The sequence below is a fragment of the Geosporobacter subterraneus DSM 17957 genome, assembly GCF_900142145.1.
GTDB lineage: Bacteria > Bacillota > Clostridia > Peptostreptococcales > Thermotaleaceae > Geosporobacter > Geosporobacter subterraneus.
Genome location: NZ_FQZV01000015.1, coordinates 18091 through 37782, shown reverse-complemented (window position 1 = coordinate 37782; position 19692 = coordinate 18091). Strand labels below are relative to the sequence as shown.

21 protein-coding genes and 1 tRNA gene are annotated in these 19692 nt (G+C 36.9%); all 22 read left to right on the top strand.

Features of this window, described 5'->3' with window-relative positions; genetic code table 11:
- The first annotated feature begins 131 nt into the window (after window positions 1-131).
- The 22 genes from spoIIGA to BUB56_RS06570 all read left to right on the top strand — a co-directional run bounded on the left by spoIIGA (window position 132) and on the right by BUB56_RS06570 (window position 19679).
- The gene (spoIIGA, locus tag BUB56_RS06675; RefSeq protein ID WP_110940599.1) at window positions 132-1028 is read left to right on the top strand and encodes a sigma-E processing peptidase SpoIIGA; all 897 of its coding nucleotides are present in this window, start codon (window positions 132-134) and stop codon (window positions 1026-1028) included.
- 28 nt (window positions 1029-1056) lie between these two features.
- Window positions 1057-1791, top strand: coding sequence for an RNA polymerase sporulation sigma factor SigE (sigE, locus tag BUB56_RS06670; RefSeq protein ID WP_330392577.1), 735 nt, complete (start codon window positions 1057-1059; stop codon window positions 1789-1791).
- Window positions 1792-1901: 110 nt separating this feature from the next.
- Window positions 1902-2675: an RNA polymerase sporulation sigma factor SigG gene (sigG, locus tag BUB56_RS06665; RefSeq protein WP_110940597.1), complete on the top strand. Its 774-nt coding sequence runs from the start codon at window positions 1902-1904 to the stop codon at window positions 2673-2675.
- A 121-nt stretch (window positions 2676-2796) separates the two neighbouring features.
- Entirely contained in the window at window positions 2797-3066 is a 270-nt protein-coding gene (locus BUB56_RS06660; protein ID WP_110940596.1) for a YlmC/YmxH family sporulation protein, read from the top strand.
- A 154-nt stretch (window positions 3067-3220) separates the two neighbouring features.
- Entirely contained in the window at window positions 3221-3676 is a 456-nt protein-coding gene (gene nrdR / locus BUB56_RS06655) for a transcriptional regulator NrdR (RefSeq protein ID WP_110940595.1), read from the top strand.
- A 127-nt stretch (window positions 3677-3803) separates the two neighbouring features.
- Window positions 3804-4619 carry a peptidoglycan editing factor PgeF gene (gene pgeF / locus BUB56_RS06650; RefSeq protein ID WP_110940594.1) on the top strand — a complete coding sequence of 272 codons (816 nt, stop codon included), beginning with the start codon at window positions 3804-3806 and terminating at the stop codon, window positions 4617-4619.
- 29 nt (window positions 4620-4648) lie between these two features.
- The gene (locus BUB56_RS06645) at window positions 4649-5341 is read left to right on the top strand and encodes a response regulator transcription factor (RefSeq protein WP_110940593.1); all 693 of its coding nucleotides are present in this window, start codon (window positions 4649-4651) and stop codon (window positions 5339-5341) included.
- Between the two features lie 9 nt (window positions 5342-5350).
- Window positions 5351-7123: a two-component system histidine kinase PnpS gene (gene pnpS / locus BUB56_RS06640; RefSeq protein ID WP_110940592.1), complete on the top strand. Its 1773-nt coding sequence runs from the start codon at window positions 5351-5353 to the stop codon at window positions 7121-7123.
- Window positions 7124-7406: 283 nt separating this feature from the next.
- Window positions 7407-8159, top strand: a complete 753-nt coding sequence (gene pstB, locus BUB56_RS06635) for a phosphate ABC transporter ATP-binding protein PstB (RefSeq protein WP_207650407.1) — start codon at window positions 7407-7409, stop codon at window positions 8157-8159.
- 23 nt (window positions 8160-8182) lie between these two features.
- Window positions 8183-8833, top strand: coding sequence for a phosphate signaling complex protein PhoU (gene phoU, locus BUB56_RS06630; RefSeq protein WP_110940590.1), 651 nt, complete (start codon window positions 8183-8185; stop codon window positions 8831-8833).
- A gap of 131 nt (window positions 8834-8964) precedes the next feature.
- Entirely contained in the window at window positions 8965-9891 is a 927-nt protein-coding gene (locus tag BUB56_RS06625) for a YIEGIA family protein (RefSeq protein ID WP_110940589.1), read from the top strand.
- A gap of 4 nt (window positions 9892-9895) precedes the next feature.
- Window positions 9896-10090 (top strand): capping complex subunit for YIEGIA, encoded by a 195-nt coding sequence (locus BUB56_RS06620; RefSeq protein ID WP_110940588.1) that lies wholly within the window; start codon window positions 9896-9898, stop codon window positions 10088-10090.
- Between the two features lie 127 nt (window positions 10091-10217).
- Window positions 10218-11555 carry a DUF512 domain-containing protein gene (locus BUB56_RS06615; protein ID WP_110940587.1) on the top strand — a complete coding sequence of 446 codons (1338 nt, stop codon included), beginning with the start codon at window positions 10218-10220 and terminating at the stop codon, window positions 11553-11555.
- Between the two features lie 2 nt (window positions 11556-11557).
- Window positions 11558-12880 carry a ribosome biogenesis GTPase Der gene (gene der / locus BUB56_RS06610; RefSeq protein ID WP_110940586.1) on the top strand — a complete coding sequence of 441 codons (1323 nt, stop codon included), beginning with the start codon at window positions 11558-11560 and terminating at the stop codon, window positions 12878-12880.
- Window positions 12877-13473, top strand: coding sequence for a glycerol-3-phosphate 1-O-acyltransferase PlsY (gene plsY, locus BUB56_RS06605; RefSeq protein ID WP_110940585.1), 597 nt, complete (start codon window positions 12877-12879; stop codon window positions 13471-13473). Before der ends, plsY begins: the two co-directional genes overlap by 4 nt.
- A 16-nt stretch (window positions 13474-13489) precedes the next feature.
- Window positions 13490-14518: an NAD(P)H-dependent glycerol-3-phosphate dehydrogenase gene (locus tag BUB56_RS06600; RefSeq protein ID WP_110940584.1), complete on the top strand. Its 1029-nt coding sequence runs from the start codon at window positions 13490-13492 to the stop codon at window positions 14516-14518.
- Between the two features lie 200 nt (window positions 14519-14718).
- The gene (gene spoIVA, locus BUB56_RS06595) at window positions 14719-16197 is read left to right on the top strand and encodes a stage IV sporulation protein A (protein WP_110940583.1); all 1479 of its coding nucleotides are present in this window, start codon (window positions 14719-14721) and stop codon (window positions 16195-16197) included.
- A gap of 288 nt (window positions 16198-16485) precedes the next feature.
- Window positions 16486-16562, top strand: a tRNA-Pro gene (locus BUB56_RS06590).
- Between the two features lie 139 nt (window positions 16563-16701).
- Window positions 16702-17085: a hypothetical protein gene (locus BUB56_RS06585; protein WP_110940582.1), complete on the top strand. Its 384-nt coding sequence runs from the start codon at window positions 16702-16704 to the stop codon at window positions 17083-17085.
- Between the two features lie 159 nt (window positions 17086-17244).
- A complete protein-coding gene (locus BUB56_RS06580; protein WP_110940581.1) occupies window positions 17245-18510 on the top strand; it encodes an HlyD family efflux transporter periplasmic adaptor subunit in 1266 nt (421 codons plus the stop codon).
- Window positions 18511-18529: 19 nt separating this feature from the next.
- Window positions 18530-19222 (top strand): YggS family pyridoxal phosphate-dependent enzyme, encoded by a 693-nt coding sequence (locus BUB56_RS06575; RefSeq protein WP_110940580.1) that lies wholly within the window; start codon window positions 18530-18532, stop codon window positions 19220-19222.
- Between the two features lie 16 nt (window positions 19223-19238).
- Complete coding sequence (locus tag BUB56_RS06570) at window positions 19239-19679, top strand: cell division protein SepF (protein ID WP_110940579.1); 441 nt, start codon at window positions 19239-19241, stop codon at window positions 19677-19679.
- Window positions 19680-19692 lie beyond the last annotated feature (13 nt).

Sequence of the window (19692 nt, the reverse complement as noted above, 5' to 3'; positions counted from 1 at the left end):
TCCCGATAGGAGAGATTCGACTTCACACAATGACAAAAAATGAATGGGAATTCTAATATAATAGACATAAATCATAGGACAATTGAATAATGTGTATCAAGTAGAATTATCTCCATAATGGAGGAATGCTTATGTTTGAGGTATATGGAGAATATTTGTTTCTAGAGAATCTACTGATGAATTGGCTTATTCTTTACCTTACCGCGACCTTTAGCAAATTCAAGGTTTCGAAAGCTAGGCTTGTGACTGGTGCAGCAGTGGGCGCTTTATATGCTTTTGTTGTCTTTTTTCCCTCCCTTAGTTTTCTATATTCAACAATTATGAAAATTATAGCCTCTATGCTGATAATTATTATTACTTTTATACCTTATCATTTTAAAGACTTTCTAAAGCTGCTGGCTATTTTTTACCTTATATCCTTTATGTTTGGCGGCGCGGCTTTTGCCTTATTTTATTTTACAGATTTCAACGGGCTTGTAAGCAATGGGGTATTTTACATTGCGAATTTTCCAATTCGGTTGCTGCTATACTCTGGCATTGTATCCTATATTCTTCTTAAGTTTTGTTGGGAATATATCCAGGTTAAAATATCACGAAATAAAGTATATATCTCTATTTGGATCACTGTTGGGGACCAGAAAAGTAAAATATGCGCATTGATAGATACGGGCAACTCGCTGCAGGAGCCGCTCTCAAAGTATCCAGTTATTATCGTTGAATATGAAGCAATTAAAGAACTGTTGCCGGAGAATATTCAGAACTTTTTTAACCAGTCTCAGGAAGTAAATCTAGATTTATTGTCCAAGATCTTGCAAACCTCTGATTGGATGAATCGGTTTCGGGTCATTCCTTTTAAATCTTTAGGAAAAGAAAATGGGATGCTTATAGGATTTAAGCCTGATAGCGTAATGTTGGAAGAAAATAATGAAGTAAGAAGTATAACAAATATTATTATAGGTATCTATACTAAAGAGCTTTCATCGAATGGGGACTATCGTGCATTGTTGCATCCAGATGTTCTGACTTAAAATCTATCATCAAATGGGGGTCGTTAGAGTGCTAAGCTTTTTTACCAGGCTAAGACTTAACTATAGAATAATTCTAATTAGGATTTTAAGAAAAATAGGGATAGTAGAGGAAGACAGCATATTTTATATCGGTGGCAGCGAAGCTTTGCCGCCACCATTGAGCAGCGATGAAGAGCTGTTTTTAATTGATCAGCTTAGGGAAGACGATGGAGCAGTGAAAACCGTTTTGATTGAGAGAAATCTAAGATTAGTCGTTTATATTGCAAGAAAGTTTGAAAATACTGGTGTTGGAGTAGAGGATTTAATTTCCATCGGCACCATTGGACTGATTAAAGCTGTAAATACATTTGATCCGGAAAAAAAGATAAAATTAGCTACATATGCTTCTCGATGCATAGAAAATGAAATATTAATGTATTTAAGGAGAAATAGCAAAGCAAAAGCCGAGATTTCCTTTGATGAACCATTAAATATTGATTGGGATGGCAATGAATTGCTGCTGTCAGATATCTTAGGTACCGACAATGATCTAATATATAAATTTTTAGAGGAAGAAATTGATAAAGAATTGTTGGAAATCGCTTTAAAAAAGCTTACGAAGCGGGAAAAAAGAATCATGGAGTTAAGATTTGGTCTGAATAACGGGGAAGAAAAAACACAGAAAGAAGTTGCGGATATGTTAGGTATTTCTCAATCCTATATTTCTAGATTGGAAAAAAGAATTATAACCAGATTGCGAAAAGAGATCAATCGAATGATCTAAGCAGCTGTTAAGCTGCTTTTTAGTTTTCGCTCTTTATGGTATAAAGGATTTTTAAAAGGGCAATAATTTTGATGTAAGGGGGCAATAATCCATCGAATGGAGGAATTGTCATGCATATCAACAAAGTAGAAATTTGTGGCGTTAATACATCAAAACTTCCCGTACTGACCAACGAGAAAATGAGACAGTTATTTACTTTGATTCACCAAGGTGATCTTTCTGCAAGAGAGGAATTCATTCAAGGAAATTTAAGATTAGTATTAAGTGTAATACAACGGTTTAATAATAGAGGAGAGCATGTGGATGATTTATTTCAGGTTGGCTGTATTGGTTTAATCAAGGCAATTGATAACTTTGATCTGTCGCAAAATGTGAAATTTTCAACCTATGCAGTACCTATGATCATCGGTGAGATTCGAAGATATTTAAGGGACAATAATTCGATTAGGGTGAGCAGGTCCCTGCGAGATACAGCCTATAAGGCACTCCAGATCCGAGATCAGCTGATCAATAAGAATTCAAAGGAACCTACCATATCAGAAATAGCAAAAGAGTTGAATATACCTCGAGAAGAGGTTGTTTTTGCCTTAGATGCTATTCAAGATCCGATTTCATTGTTCGAGCCCATCTATCATGATAGTGGTGACGCAATATTTGTAATGGATCAGGTCAGTGATGAAAAAAGTGAAGACGAAACCTGGTTAGAAGGTATTGCTCTCAGAGAAGCACTAAGAAAATTGAGTGACCGCGAAAAATTAATACTTACCTTACGGTTTTTTGAAGGAAGAACTCAAATGGAGGTGGCAGAAGAAATAGGCATTTCCCAGGCGCAGGTTTCAAGATTAGAGAAAACGGCACTAAAACATATGAGAAAACATATTTAAACAAAAGCAAAATACTCAGCTTTTGTTTTTTTTTATGATCATATATTGCTCTAAAGCTTTATATACATAGATATAGAAAGGCTATTTACACATTATTATTAAGAGATGAGAAGGTGATGATATGATAAGCACATCGGATTTGAGACAAAAAGAAATTATTAACATTGTAGATGGCAGGAGATTAGGCTTTGTGTCTGATATTGAAGTCAATTTAGAGAAAGGGCGAATTGATGCTTTGATTGTCCCTGGGCCAGGGAAATTTCTAAGCTTCTTCGGAAAAGAAAATGATTTTATTATCACATGGCATGAAATCAGAAAAATAGGTATGGATGTGATTTTAGTAGAACTGAAAGATGTCATTTTGCCCGAAGAATTAGAAGAAAAGGAATAAGAAACCCCTTTCAGAGAAGGAAGTGATGAAAACGGTTATGGTTTTTACTATTATGAGCAGAAAAATTCATTGTAGACATTCCCTATATGAAATATTATAATTTGAGTAACAATATGTATAGGTGAGGGCATGGTCACATTTAGGGGGAGAAGCGATGAACTGTCCATACTGCGAGTATTTTGAAACGAAGGTAGTAGATTCCAGACCTACAGAAGAAGGACAAGCTATCCGCAGAAGAAGAGAATGCAGCAAGTGTAGAAAGAGATTTACAACCTATGAAAAAGTGGAAGAGATTCCGTTGATCGTGATTAAAAAAGACGGTACAAGAGAGGCCTATAATAGAAACAAAGTACTGAATGGAATGATTCGTGCCTGTGAGAAGCGTCCTGTTTCAATGAAGGATATTGAGCATACAATAGATGAAGTTGAGAGAAGTCTCCATAATACCATGGACAAAGAAATTACAAGTATTCTCATTGGCGAATTGGTGATGAATCATCTAAAGGATTTGGACGAGGTGGCCTATGTAAGATTTGCATCAGTATATAGACAGTTTAAGGATATTAATACATTCATGGAAGAATTAAAAAAATTATTAAATGAAAAATAACTCTTGCCATGGGACTTTTATAAAAGAAATAGATCTTACCAATCAAGGGTAGAATAATAGCAAGTCGGGAAGCCGCTTGCTATTATTTATAAGCTGAAAATTTTTTGTTAGTGATAAGGAGAGAGAAATGAGCGGATTTAAGCAAAAAGTTGTGAGCGGTATAACTTACTTTACCATACAGGCTTTTGAAGAAACCGGACTTGTAGACAGCTGTTTTACAAGCCGAATTGGCGGGATCAGTGAAAATCCCTATGAGTCTTTAAACCTGGGAACCAAAACAGCTGATGGCAAAGAGAATATTGAGAAAAATTACGATTTGCTTTTTAGCGCTATCAATATCCCTATAGAAAACGGTGTTCTTTCAGATCAAGTACATAAGGATACAATAAAACGAATCACAATAGCAGACAGAGGAAAGGGCATTATAAGTGACAGTGATATTTTTGAAGTAGATGGGATGATCACTAACGAGAGAGGTATAGCACTGGTTACTCTTCATGCAGACTGTGTTCCAATCTATATTTTAGATCCGGTCCGCCAAGCCATAGGCTTAGTCCATGCAGGCTGGAAAGGAACCGTACTTCGGATCGCACAAAAAGCACTCATCCAAATGGAACATTTTTTTGGTACAAAACCAAAGGACTGTCTGGCTGCTATTGGACCATCCATCGGGAATTGTTGTTATGAAGTAGATGAGACAATAATTGATAAATTTAATCAAAATTTTACAAACCTCGATAGATTTGTATTTTTCAAGGAAAAGAACAAGTATTATTTGGATTTATGGGAAGCAAACAAAAACCAATTGGAGGAAATGGGGGTTTTACAAAGAAGTATTACAACGAGCAATTTATGTACTCAATGCAACAATCATCTATTTTATTCCTATCGCTTTGAAAAAGGGTTAACTGGAAGAATGGCTGCAATCTTACAGTTAAAATGAGGTAGTATAACACCGGAGGGAGAGGTTTTATGGCTAGGAAAAAAGTATTGGTCGTAGATGATGAACAGCACATTATAGAACTGATCCAGTTCAATCTGGAAAGTAGTGGATTTGACGTATTAACCAGCGATAATGGAGAGGAAGCCATTCGGATTGCAGATGAAGAGATTCCAGACGTGATATTATTAGATTTAATGCTGCCGGGAATAGATGGTTTTGAAGCCTGCAAGAAGATAAGACTAAATAGTAAAACCAGCAAAATTCCCATTATCATGCTCACTGCCAAAGGGGAGGAAACAGATAAGGTGCTGGGTTTAGAACTGGGTGCCGATGATTATCTCACAAAGCCCTTCAGTGTTAGGGAACTAACTGCTAGAATTAAGGCTGTATTGAGACGATTTGAGGAAATACCTAAGGAAACAGGAAAAATCATTCGCTGCCATGATATCGTCATAGATACGGAGAAACATGAAGTTACAAAAAACGGTAAGGTTTTTGAGTTAACCTTAAAAGAGTTTGAATTATTAAAGATTTTGGCTGAAAATAAAGGGAAAGTTCTTTCAAGAAATTTTTTACTGGATGAAGTCTGGGGCTATGACTATTTTGGAGAAACTAGAACAGTTGATGTGCATATCCGCCATTTACGAAAGAAAATTGAGGATAATGACCGGCATCCGGTATATATTGAAACAATTCGGGGAATCGGATATAAAATGAAATAGGTGAAATCAATGCAAAGGAGAATTTTTTTAACTTATACCCTTTTGTTTTTAGTGGGTATTATTATTACGGGATTGCTTTCGTTGGGCTTTATGCAAAAGAGTTATATGGAAAACACAGAAGAGAAATTAATAGCAAATGGAAATCTCGTTAATTTATTTTTGCAAGAGAGAATAAAGAAGGATGATCTCCAATCCATTGATTTTACTAAATTAGCCCATGAATACAGTGAAAAAATCAGCGCTAGGGTAACCTTTATTAATCCCGGTGGTCAAGTAATTGGCGACTCGGAAGTCAACGCTGAAAATCTCTATAAAATGGAGAACCATTTACATCGGCCTGAAATTCAAGAGGCCCTAAGTGGAAGAATAGGGAAAAGTAAGCGGGTGAGCAGTACAACGGATGTAAATTATATCTATGTAGCTGTTCCATTGATCATGGGCGAGAGGATAGACTTAATTACAAGGCTGGCGTTTCCCCTTACTGAAATCAATCGTATCAATTTTATGCTTATGCAAAATGTCATGATTGCTGCATTGTGTGGAATGATTGTAGCTACTATCTTAGGATATCGGTATGTAAACAGTGTTACCAAACCGATTAAAGAAATTACAAAGACTGCCCAGAGCATTGCCAATGGTTCACTAAATAACCGGGTATATGTAAATACCAGTGATGAAATAAAGATACTGGCAGATACCTTTAACATTATGACAGAAAAATTAAATGCTACCATATCAGAACTATGGGATAAAAATACTAAGCTGCAGTCAACACTTACAAGTATGAATGAAGCGCTGTTTGCAGTGGATAAATCTTATAAAATCATGCTGATGAACCCTGTAGCAAAAACGTTGTTCAAGATCGAAGACGAGCAGGTAATGGGTAGACACATTCTTGAAGTCATACGAAACAATAGACTTCATGATGTGCTAAAAGACATATTGAACAGCAATAATGTGGGACAGACGGAAATTACCATTGATTATCCCGAACAAAAAATTTTAAAGATTTACACCAATTTTATCCGGTTGGATATGGATCCTAATCGAATTATTGGAGTTATGGCGCTGATACAGGATGTAACAGAAATGAGAAAGCTTGAAAAAATGCGTTCGGACTTTGTTGCCAATGTATCTCATGAATTGAAAACACCCCTTACCTCTATTACAGGGTTCATTGAAACCTTAAAGAATGGGGCTATTGAGAATGAAAAGGTTCGTAATCGCTTTTTAGATATTATAGAAATCGAAACCGAGAGGCTTTCACGGCTCATCGATGATTTATTAAGTTTGTCTGCTATAGAACATGACCGTCTTCATTTTACGAAAAAAAAGATTAAAGTAAATGAGGCCATTAGAGAAATTGGGGATATAGTAGAAGGGCTGGCGGCGCAAAAGGAAATTAAGCTTGTCTTTGAGCTGGATGGATCGCTGCCTGAAATCTATGGTAATCCTGATTGGTTTAAGCAGATGATGATTAACCTAGTGGATAATGCCATCAAGTATACCCTGCATGGGGGTTCTGTTAAGGTTTTGGCCTACAAACGATATGAAAATATTTTTATTGTTGTAAAAGATACAGGAATTGGTATACCGAAAGAGGATATACCCAGATTATTTGAACGCTTTTATAGGGTAGATAAGGCCCGTTCAAAGAAAGCAGGCGGAACCGGCTTAGGTTTAGCGATTGTAAAGCATATTGTACTGTCCTTTGATGGAGAAATAAAAGTCAACAGTGAACTGGGCAAAGGCTCTGAGTTTATCATCAGGATTCCTTTATAGTAAGTAACCAAATGCTTTGAAAGACGGGGATACACCGTCTTTTTTGACGAGAAAATTCAAGTTATTAGGCAAGCATCTCATCTGATCCTCTTGTTATCATTCTTACGAGCTGGATTATAACTGACAAAATGTATAACTAAAAAAATTAACATGGATTTAACACGTTTTTAATCAGGATATAAAAAAATCAAAATAAAATTATTGAGTAGAGTTAAACCAAAGCATAGGTTTGCAACAGATCGGATAAATCATTGCCCGGAAGATGGGAAAGGAGCTTTTTCGTATGACTAAAATTGAGGTAAATCATTTAAATCTATATTACGGGGATTTTCAAGCCTTAATAGATATAAACATCCCTATTCGTAAAAATAAGGTTACAGCTTTAATTGGACCCTCTGGATGTGGAAAGTCAACCTTTCTGCGTACATTAAACCGTATGAATGATTTAATTGACAACGTACGTATTGAGGGAGAAATATTGTTAGATGGTATAAACATCTATAGTGAGAAAAGCGATTTGATTCAACTTCGCAAGAATGTAGGAATGGTATTCCAAAAGCCGAATCCTTTTCCTAAAACTGTCTACGAAAATATTGCTTATGGCCCTAAGATTCATGGCATCAAGGATAAGCATAAACTAGATGAAATTGTGGAAAAGAGTTTACGGGGAGCAGCATTGTGGGAGGAAGTAAAAAACCGCTTAGATAAACCTGCCCTAGGTCTTTCCGGCGGTCAGCAGCAGCGTTTATGTATAGCCAGATGTCTGGCCGTTGAACCGGATGTTCTGTTGATGGATGAACCCACTTCTGCATTAGATCCTATTTCAACATTGAAAATTGAAGACTTGCTGGAAGATCTGAAAAAGGAATATACTATCGTAATCGTAACCCATAACATGCAGCAGGCAGGACGGGTATCTGATTATACATCCTTCTTTCTAAATGGAGAGGTTGTTGAAACGGATTTGACAGATAACATTTTTTCTAAGCCAAGAGATAAGAGAACAGAGGACTATATCACTGGAAGATTTGGCTAAAATATAAGTGGAGGTCGTTGATAGTGCCTAGATCACAATTAACCAATGAACTGGAAAAATTGCACAATGATTTATTGAAAATGGGAAGTATGGTAGAAGAAGCTATTTTAGATTCAATTAAATCCTTGAAGGATCAGGATGTTAAACTAGCCAATAAAGTGATTGAATACGACAAGTATATTAATCAAATCGAAGAAGACATAGAAGATAAGTGTATAAAACTGATTGCTACACAGCAGCCAATGGCTATTGATTTAAGGGAGATTTGCTCTATTCTACGATTAATCGTAGACCTGGAAAGAATGGCAGACCATTCTGTTGATATTGCGAAAATTACAATTGAACTGGCTAACGAGAAATATATGAAGGCATTGATTGATATACCAAGAATGGCTGATCTGGCCGCAGATATGGTGAAAAAATCTTTAGACGCCTTTGTTAAAAAGGATATTGAGCTGGCTAAGGAAACCTGGTCATTAGATATAACAATTGATCAAATCTATAGCCAGGTATATAGGGAGCTGCTAACTTATATGATTGAGGACCCAAGAAAAATAACCCAATCTACCAGCTTTTTGTTTATCTGTGCCCATATTGAAAGAATTGCCGATTATGCAAAAAATGTTTGTGAAAAAGTAGTTTATATTCAAACAGGAGACTATTGGATGAAGTAGGATTAACAGCATAATTCTGTTGACAGACAGCTTTATAAGATAAGGCTGTCTTTTATTTTTCAAATGTTTATAAAAGACTTTGGAAAGTAAATAATATTAAAAAGGGCAAAAAAAGATTTAGGAGGAAATTTATGAAGGAATATACATTGACAATATTGATACCTTTAATGATGGGAATTATTGCCCGTCTTTATATGATGCGGATTGATTTTAGACAGTATCCCAGTTATCCTCAAGGTCTGGTTTCCCATTTAACCTTAGGTGTCATAGCAGCGGCATTAGGATCTGTTGCTATACCAGCCTTGATTAAAAAGGAATATGCTGCAGTTACTTTCTTAGCTCTGGCAGCACAACAGTTTAGGGATGTAAGAAATATGGAAAGACAGAGTCTGGATAATATTGAGCCCACTGAGCTGGTGCCGAGGGGAACTGCATATATCGAAGACATTGCGAAGGCCTTTGAGGCAAGAAACTATATGGTCATTATCACGGCCTTGTTCAGCAGCATTACCATCCATAGCCTAGGTTCAATGAATATTCCAAAGCTTGTTGTATATGGGGGCAGTATTTTGGTAGGATTTATTTGTTTATTTCTATTAAAAGGTCTGCTAGGAAGGCAAAATATTGCGGAAATCGCAGATGTTATACCTGCAGAGATTGATTTTGACGGACCCCTCCTTAAGGCAAACGGTACTGTGCTGATGAACGTAGGGCTTAAACAGTCAAGGCAGCTTTACTTAGATAAGGGAATGGGGGTAGAGATCATTCCTAAGGATCCCAATGCTTCTGCTACTTTAGCTACTATTGGTCAGAGACAGGCAATTATCCATAATGTATCCGCTCAACTAGGAATAAGGCTTGATATAGGAGAACCGGATTTTACACCTATGGCTAGAAGAAATCTTGATAATGGAAATATTGTTATGAGCATTGTACCCATGGAAAGAGACATGGGCCTATTGATAGAAGCAGTAAAACGAACACCGGTTTTAGAAACCACAAAGAGAAAGCCGCTGCAATCAAAAGTAGGATCGAAGACAGTAAAAAGAGAGGAGTAACCTGATGGACTTTGGAATTAAAGATAATGTGATCGCAGTTATAACAAGAGACGAAAAAGCAGTATCAGTAGCTACGGTTCCTACATTTTATGCAAAAACGGAACAGCAGCAAGAAGCAATTGCTTTTTATTTATCAAAGGTTACTACAGGCATGGTTCATGATTTAGGAAATGGATGCTATGTAGTCGTAAAACATTGACGGATAAACATTGACTTTACAAAGGCAGGTATGAGATGATAATATTACGAAGCAGTGAAAAAAATCTTATTTTATGATATAATATATAGTACCAGGTACTAAAACTAGATATTAAGTAGGTGGATGAATGCAGGAGGCTGGACGGGGAAATTTTATTTGTGAAGTAATGGAACACAGCATTGCAGCAAAACTAGGCATTAAAGAAGGTGACAAGCTATTAAAAATCAATAATCAATCGATAGAAGATATTATTGAATATATGTATCTTTTGGCTGAGGAAGAATTGGAAATTCAAATTGAAAAAGAAGATGGAAGTTTGAAGGTTTACCGCATAAAGAAGGAATATGATGAAGATCTGGGAATTGTTTTTGAAAATCCTATTATTGATGAGGCAAAAAGCTGTCAAAACAAATGTATTTTCTGTTTTATTGATCAACTGCCAAAAAATATGAGAAAGACGCTGTATTTTAAAGATGATGATTCTCGGTTGTCCTTTTTGCAAGGGAATTTTATTACATTGACGAACATGTCTGATGAAGATATAGAAAAAATTATTCGCTATCGCATTAGTCCTATCAATATTTCTATACATACAACCGATCCGGACTTGAGAAAGAGGATGTTAAACAATAAAACAGCCGGTAATATTCTGGACCGCTTGGAAAGATTGGCAGATGCAGGGATAAGAATGAATGGACAAGTTGTTCTATGCCCGGAGATTAATGACGGGAGAAATTTGGACAAAACAATTGAGGATCTCTCTCTTTTATATCCGCAAATGGAGAGCATTGCCATAGTACCGGTAGGAATTACTGGTTTTAGGGAAAATCTGTATCCGCTAAGATGCTTTGATACAGAAGAAGCCAGAAATGTGATTGACCAGGTGGGGAAATGGCAAAAAAAGTTATTATCAGATAAGGGGTCTCGATTTGTATTTCTTTCCGATGAGTTTTATGTTATGGCAAAATTAGAGATTCCAGCCTTTGAGGAATATGAGGGCTTTCCACAGCTGGAAAACGGCGTAGGACTTATGGCCAAATTTTACCGTGAGGTACAGGATTATTTGCCTTTCGTGAAAAAACAGAACGTGAAAGAACAAAACTTAAGTGTTGTAACTGGTAGTTCAGCAGGAGACTTTATGAAAAAGCTTTGTCAAGAAATAGAAGCGCATCTTAAGCTTATTCATATTCAGGTCTGTGTCGTACCAAACCGCTTTTTTGGGGAAACCATAACGGTATCTGGTTTAATCACAGGAAGTGATATCATAGAAGCCCTGCAGTATATGTCATTAGGAGAAAAGCTGATCCTCCCGGAAAGCATGCTCAAATCAGGTGAAAATATTTTTTTGGATGATAAAAGCACCGATGATTTAGAACAGATGTTGCAGGTGCCTGTAATTGTTTCAGCAGTCAATGGCCGGGACTTTCTAAGAAAAATTATAGATGAAAGAAATATGGAGGTGTAGATATGCCTAAACCAGTAGTAGCAGTAGTAGGCAGACCAAATGTAGGCAAATCAACTTTTTTTAATAAAATAGCAGGAAAAAGGATATCCATTGTAGAGGATCAGCCTGGAGTAACAAGAGATAGAATTTATACAGAGGTAGAGTGGCTAAATACCCAATTTACATTGATCGATACAGGCGGAATTGAGCCGAAATCCGATGATGTTATTTTGTCTCAAATGAAGAGGCAGGCTCAAATCGCAATTGAAACTGCAGATGTAATTGTTTTTATGGTGGACGGAAAAGAGGGGCTAACGGCCTCCGATCAAGACGTGGCCAATATGCTTCGGAAGACGAATAAACCTGTGCTTCTTGTAGTCAATAAAATAGATGCTCATCATTTTATCGGAAACATTTATGATTTTTACCAGTTAGGTTTGGGGGATCCTATGGCGATCTCATCTGTAAATGGACTAGGTTTGGGAGATCTGTTGGATGAAATCGTAGAGCGGTTTCCAGATGATGATGATGCAGACTACGAAGAGGATAGGATAAAGGTTGCAGTGATTGGTAAACCCAATGTAGGTAAGTCTTCCATTATCAATACGATTCTGGGAGAGGAACGGGTGATTGTCAGTAATATTGCCGGTACAACCCGGGATGCTATTGATACACCTTTCACCCAGGGTGATGATAAATACGTTTTCATCGATACGGCTGGAATAAGACGAAAAAGTAGAATAAATGAAAATATCGAAAAATATAGTGTTATAAGATCACTAACAGCCATTGAACGGGCTGATGTTTGTTTAATCGTTATTGATGCGGCTGAAGGCGTCACAGAACAGGATACAAAGGTAGCCGGTTATGCCCATGAACAAGGTAAGGCCAGTATTATCGTTGTAAACAAATGGGATGCTATAGAAAAAGAAACCAATACAATGAATGCATATACAAAAGGAATACGAAATCAATTATCTTTCATGCCCTATGCGCCTATTCTCTTTGTATCTGCAAAAACAAAGCAAAGAATTCCACAAATCCTAGAGATGATCAAATTCGTATCGAATCAGCATGCATTACGGGTTCAGACTGGAGTACTGAACGATATCATTGGTGAGGCTATTCTATTGAATCAGCCGCCATCTGATAAAGGAAAACGATTGAAAATATTCTACGGAACTCAGGTTGCTGTTAAGCCGCCTAAGTTTGTGTTTTTCATTAATGACAGGGAGTTAACGCACTTTTCATATACCAGATACCTGGAAAACAAAATCCGAGATGCCTTTGGTTTTGAAGGAACACCTATTTTTATTGAATATAGAGAAAAGGGTGGGGATGAATGATGTTTATGAAGAGTATTGCTGTTTTACTGAGCTATTTTATTGGAAATTTTTCTACCTCCATGATTGTGTCAAAGCTGTGGGCAAATATTGACATTCGAAAATATGGCAGCGGTAATGCCGGTTCTACCAATGTATTAAGAACCCTAGGGTTTAAACCAGCTCTGGTTACCTTTATCGGAGATGCATTAAAGGGAATTCTTGCAGTATGGATTGGAGGAAAGCTTGGAGGGACAGATACGGCTCTCTTATGCGGAATTGCTGCTATTATAGGTCATAACTGGCCAGTGCTGTTTGGTTTCAAAGGCGGAAAGGGGATTGCAACCAGCATCGGAGTAGGCCTTGCAGTAAATCAAATCGTCGCTTTTATATGTATTGCTTTAGGAATCATGATTGTTGTAAAAACAAAATATGTATCTCTTGGTTCAATTACAGCTATTAGTTTGCTTCCTATACTATTTATATTCTCTGGCTTTAAGTACTTTTTATTTGGATTGGTATTGGCATTGATGGCCATATTTCAGCATAGACAGAACATACAGAGGCTTCTGAAGGGTACAGAATCGAAAATAGGGCAAAAATCAAGAACAAGATAGATGAGGTGCTGGAGGAATGAAAAATACTATTTGTGTAATTGGGGCAGGAAGCTGGGGTACTGCCCTTTCTATTTCGCTATCTAAGAAGGGGCATGAAGTGCGATTGTGGATGCGTGATGAGGCTCAGTTGGAACAAATACGCTTATCAAGAGAAAACCTAAGATATCTGCCAGGTGTAATCCTGCCGGAGAATATTAGGCTCTATGGAGATTTAAAAGAAGCTGTTCAAGGTTCTGAAGTACTTTTGTTAACCGTAGCGTCCCAGGCGGTCCGACAGGTGATCCACAGCATTAGAGATGTGATTAAAGCGGATCAGATCATTGTCAATGCAGCCAAGGGATTAGAAAATGATAGCCATTTAACGATTTCCCAGGTAGTTAAAGAAGAATTGCCGGAAAACTCCTTTGCTGTTTTATCGGGACCGTCCCATGCAGAAGAGGTTTGCAGAGATATGCCTACTACTTTAGTCGTAGGTGCAAATAAAAGAAATATTGCTGAGTTTATACAGGATATTTTTATAACACCGAAATTAAGAATCTATACAAATCCAGATGTTATTGGCATAGAGCTTGGCGGAGCATTGAAGAATGTAATTGCCTTAGGGGCCGGAATTTGTGACGGACTTGGGTTTGGTGATAATGCAAAAGCTGCGCTGATGACAAGGGGAATCAGGGAGATTGCCCGATTAGGCGCAGTAATGGGTGCCGATATAAGCACTTTTTCTGGGTTAACTGGAATAGGAGATTTAATTGTAACCTGCACCAGTATGCATAGCAGAAACCGCAGGTGCGGTATACAGATTGGACAAGGAAAAAAAGCACATGAAGCTATTGCATCTATTGGAATGGTTGTAGAAGGAGTAGTAACTACTAAGGTTGCCTATGAATTGTCGCAGCAGTTTCAGGTAGAGATGCCGATTACCACAGAGATCTATAAAATTTTATATCAGGAAAGTGATGCAAGGGAAGCAGTTATAAATCTTATGCTAAGAAGCAGAACCCACGAACTGGAAGAAGTTGTAGGAAATCAGCAAATAGAGTGGTAAGAGTATACATAATCAAAGAGATACCTCGTATTTTGAGGTATCTTTTTCATTTTTTCAATTTGAATCATTGGAATAATGGAAAGTACCTTGTCATATATATATATTGTTAAACAAACCCTGCAAGGGTGAGCATTTTTTGAGGTGAAAAACATAAATATTAATAATACATGAAAATTCAATCCATAAGGGAGGGGAAAATTTTGGAGAAGTTCGATATATACAAAGATATTGCTGAAAGAACGCAGGGGGATATCTATATCGGGGTTGTAGGACCGGTAAGAACAGGAAAATCAACATTTATAAAAAGATTTATGGACTTATTGGTGTTACCCAATATCGAAAACTCTTACAGGAAGGAAAGGGCAAAGGACGAATTGCCCCAAAGCGGCGGTGGAAGAACCATCATGACAACAGAACCCAAGTTTGTGCCTAATGAAGCCATTGAATTGACTTTGAAAGATAATGCTAAATTTAAAGTTAGAATGGTGGATTGTGTAGGTTATTTAGTAAACGGAGCTATGGGCCATCAGGAAAATGGCAAGGCAAGAATGGTTACCACTCCATGGTTCGAAAAGGAGATTCCTTTTGAAGAAGCGGCAGAAATCGGAACCAAGAAGGTTATTACCGATCATTCTACCATCGGGCTTGTAGTAACTACAGATGGAAGTATCACTGATATAGAAAGAGAAAACTATGTTGAAGCAGAAGAAAGGGTAATCAGGGAGTTAAAGGAACTGAAAAAGCCTTTTGTCATTCTATTGAATTCCACCCGACCCAATCAGGAAGATACCCTTTTATTGAGAGATCAATTGGAAGAGAAGTACTCAGTTCCTGTATTGGCAGCTGACTGCGCAAGAATGAGCATGGAGCATATTAACGACATCCTAGAAAATGTATTATTTGAATTCCCGATTAAGGAAATTAACATTACCTTGCCAGGTTGGGTAGAAGGTCTTGAAAACAGTCACTGGCTTAAGAGCAAGATCGTGCAGTCTGTTAAACAATGGGCAAAAGATGTATCAAAAATTAATGATGTTAGAGAAGTGGCAAGCAAGTTTATGGAAATCGATGTAATTTCTGAAGCATTGCTTAGCGATATTCAGTTAGGTAATGGTATCGTTCATATTCGGATGAAAACCAATGAAGGATTATTCTATAATATATTAGAAGAGGTTACTGGTTACAAAATAGAGGGAGATCATCAACTTTTAGGGCTTATACGAGAATTCTCAAAAGCTAAGCGGGAATACGACAGGGTTGAGCAAGCATTAAAAGATGTTAAAGAAACCGGATACGGACTAGTGCCTCCAAGATTAGAAGAATTAGAGCTGGAGGAACCGGAAATCTTCAAGCAGGGCAATCGATTCGGTGTAAAACTAAGAGCTAATGCTCCTTCTTTACATTTAATTCGCGCTGATATCGCCACAGAGGTATCCCCAGTGGTTGGAACTGAAAAGCAAAGTGAGGAACTGTTAAAATATCTATTGAATGAGTTTGAAGCTGATCCAACGAAAATTTGGCAAACCAATATGTTTGGAAAGTCTCTTCATGATATGGTTAAAGAGCAGCTGCAAAATAAACTGTTCATGATGCCTGAAGACGCACGCAGCAAGCTGCAGAGAACCTTGCAAAAGGTAATCAATGAGGGGAGCGGAGGGCTCATCTGTATTATCCTATAAGCACGTAAAATAGATAGGGAGACCTATCTATTTTATATTTTATGTTAGGGTGTATGGATTCTTTTAAGCATATTCTACTAAAATTTGGAGATATGGCGAATAATATCCAAGGTTGTTGTATATCCTATAAAAAGGATGGATCAGGGGGGCGGTGGACATTGATTCTGAATTTTATAAAATTGAAAAATCTATTGCATCTTTTACATCTCTGATTTATAATATTAAATACATGAAAGACACAAGAATAAAGTTGTAGATTACAAATTTTCTTTAGGACAATATGATCATCTGGGTGTAGCGCAGTTTGGTAGCGCGCTAGAATGGGGTTCTAGAGGCCCCGGGTTCAAGTCCCGGCACTCAGACCATAAAAAAACATTAAAGCTTTTGAAGCTTTAATGTTTTTTATTTTCCTTTTTCCTCTTTAAGTTTATGAAAAGGTATTGATTATCTAGGCTGGTAAGTGTAGTATATAGTTATTATATCAATTTTAAAAGGAGAGTAGACATGTATACACAATATTTGCTGCTTTCACTGTGCATGTTGTTTTTTGTTTCTCTATCAGGATATTTTATGGTTACAGTTAAAGAAAAATACTATTTGATGAATAATATAATTATGATTGACTGCAAAGGCGTAACCCAAGAGGATTTAGACGAGGTGGAATTAAAGCACTTTAAACTGGGAAATGCAGAGATTATGGCGGGTGATGAGATGAAAATTTGTATTCGTGAGAATCATAAACTTCAAGGGACGATTCTAGGAGCAAAGATGACCGATAACAGTATTATAATCATTACTGATCACCAGAGAGTTGAAGCCATATCTATTAAGGATATTAAAAATTTTAAAGTTATCAGCAAATATGGGAAGTTTTTCAAAATGATTTAGACATCTGAGGATGTCTATTTTTTTTTGAATACACAAGACATTAATTCTTTAGGACTTTGTCACTAATTAAAATTTATACATGTTATATGCAGGAAAAAATGTGAAAATGAAGAATTATACAGTGATAGAAACCAATCAAATTTAATGTAGGTGAAGCGAGTGAGTCAAAAAAAGAGTCAGAAGAAAGGAAAAGTAGTTTTTTTTCGTTACTTTTTCTTTGGAACTATTGTGCTGTACCTATTGATCCGATTTGCGCCCATGGTAATGTCTTCTGCTGCAGAAACGGAAGTGGTGAGATACGGCAGCATACAAATCCTTCATCCAATGACTTGTTATATTATACGAAACGAGAAATTGGTAAAATCCAACCAAGAAGGCGAAATCAAGTACTTTGCCCAGGAGGGAGAACGGGTTAAAAAAGGCTACAAAATAGCTGAAATTTACAAAGATGCTGTAGATGATGCAACCAGAAAAAAGCTGGAGGTCATTAATCAAAGAATTGAGAATCTCAATGAGAATAAAGAGACACTTTTCGAGCGGGATATTGAAAAGCTGGATGGGGAAATTCATAAAACCATATCCCAGTTGAAAGAATATAATGAGAAAGGCGACCTGCTAAAGGTAGAGGAACTGAAGCGGGAACTAACGAACAAATTAGATAAAAAGCGTATTATTGCAGGTGATAAGAGCTTCGCAGGCAAAAACCTGGAAGCATTGAAGCAAGAACAGCAGCAGTTAGAAAAAAAAATCAATAACTCCATCAGTTGGATGATCAGTCCTGAGCCTGGGATTGTCAGCTATCAGATTGATGGTTATGAATCGATATTAAATTCATCCAATATGGCAACACTGGAATATGAAAAGATTCGTAAAATAGAGCCCCAAATAACAGATCTGAGGGTGCAGAAGGTCATTCGAGGCCAGCCCCTATTTAAAATAGTGGACAATAATACCTGGTATATGGTTACATGGCTGGACAAGGGATTGCTGGACCAATATAAAGTGGGTAGAAGTGTTGAATTCAAGTTTCCACAAGGACAAGTTAAGGGACAGATATTTAAGATCATTGAAAATGATAATAACGTGGCCATTCTTTTTAAAATGGATGAACACATTGACGATTTCCAGAAATTGAGAAGTGTAGATCTAGAGGCAATTGTATTAAACTATGAGGGGCTTAAAGTGCCTAAGGATAGTATATTGGAGAAGGATGGAAAAAAAGGAGTTCTGGTATTGGATATCAACAGATATGCTACCTTTAAACCGGTAAAGGTAAAGGGTTATGATGAGACATCAGCCATAGTGCATAGTAATATCTTTTATGAAAAAGAAGGTGACCAGCAGAAAGCAGTAGATACCATTAAGCTTTATGATGAGATTGTAAAGAATCCTTCACGTGTGAAGGAAGGACAGATGATTTATTAACACTACAAGGAGGCAGGTCATGTCCCAGATTGCAGATAATATCAGTAATATAAGACAGGAAATAACTAAAACATGCATGAAGCTAGGAAAAAAAACGGAAGAAGTACATTTGATTGCGGTTACAAAGACAATTGAGCCAGAACGAATCAATGAAGCTATTGCTTGCGGCATTACGGATATAGGTGAAAATAAGGTTCAGGAAGTAATAAATAAGTATGACCTTGTTTCCCCGGTAAACTGGCATATGATTGGACATTTGCAGACGAATAAAGTAAAATATATTATTGATAAGGTAAAATTAATACATTCATTAGACCGCATAAGTCTTGCGGAAGAGATACAGAAACGGGCTGAACGAATCAATCGTTCCATTGATGTGTTGATACAGGTTAATATAGGTCAAGAGGAAACCAAGTCTGGAATTGAGCCTGAATCTGTACATAATTTTATCGAAGCATTACAAACCTTCTCTCATATTCGGGTGAAAGGGCTTATGACTGTTGCCCCCTATGAAGAGGATCCGGAGAAGGTTAGAATCTACTTCAAGGCAATGCGGGAAATATTTGAAAAGATTCGTGCTAAAAAGCTGTCAGGTATAGAAATGAAATACCTATCAATGGGGATGACGAATGATTATAAGGTGGCCATTGAAGAAGGTGCAAATATGATTCGAATAGGAACAGCAATATTTGGAAGTAGAATTTATCGTTGATGAAAGGAGAAGGTATATGTCGAATAAATTTCTCAATAAAGTAAAGTACTTTATGGGCTTAGATGATTATCAGGAGGATGACGAGGATTTTATAGAAACTTCTATGGAAGAAGAGGAAGAGATCGTTCCTCTGAGCAGTAAAAAAAATAAAATTGTAAATATACATACAACGACACAGATGAAGGTAGTGATTTATGAACCCAGCGAATTCGAAGAAGCGCCCAGTATAGTAGATAATCTGAAGAATCGCAAACCTGTAATTATTAATCTGGAGAACTTAGATCAGGAAATAGCAAAAAAGATATTTGATTTTCTAAATGGTGCAGTTTACGCATTGGATGGAAACATTCAAAAAGTATCTAAGGGGATTTTTATATTAGCACCAAACAATGTGGATATTTCTGGAAACCTAAGGGAAGAATTGAGAAATAAGGGGTTATTTCCTTGGCAAAAATAGACTTTAGGCGGTG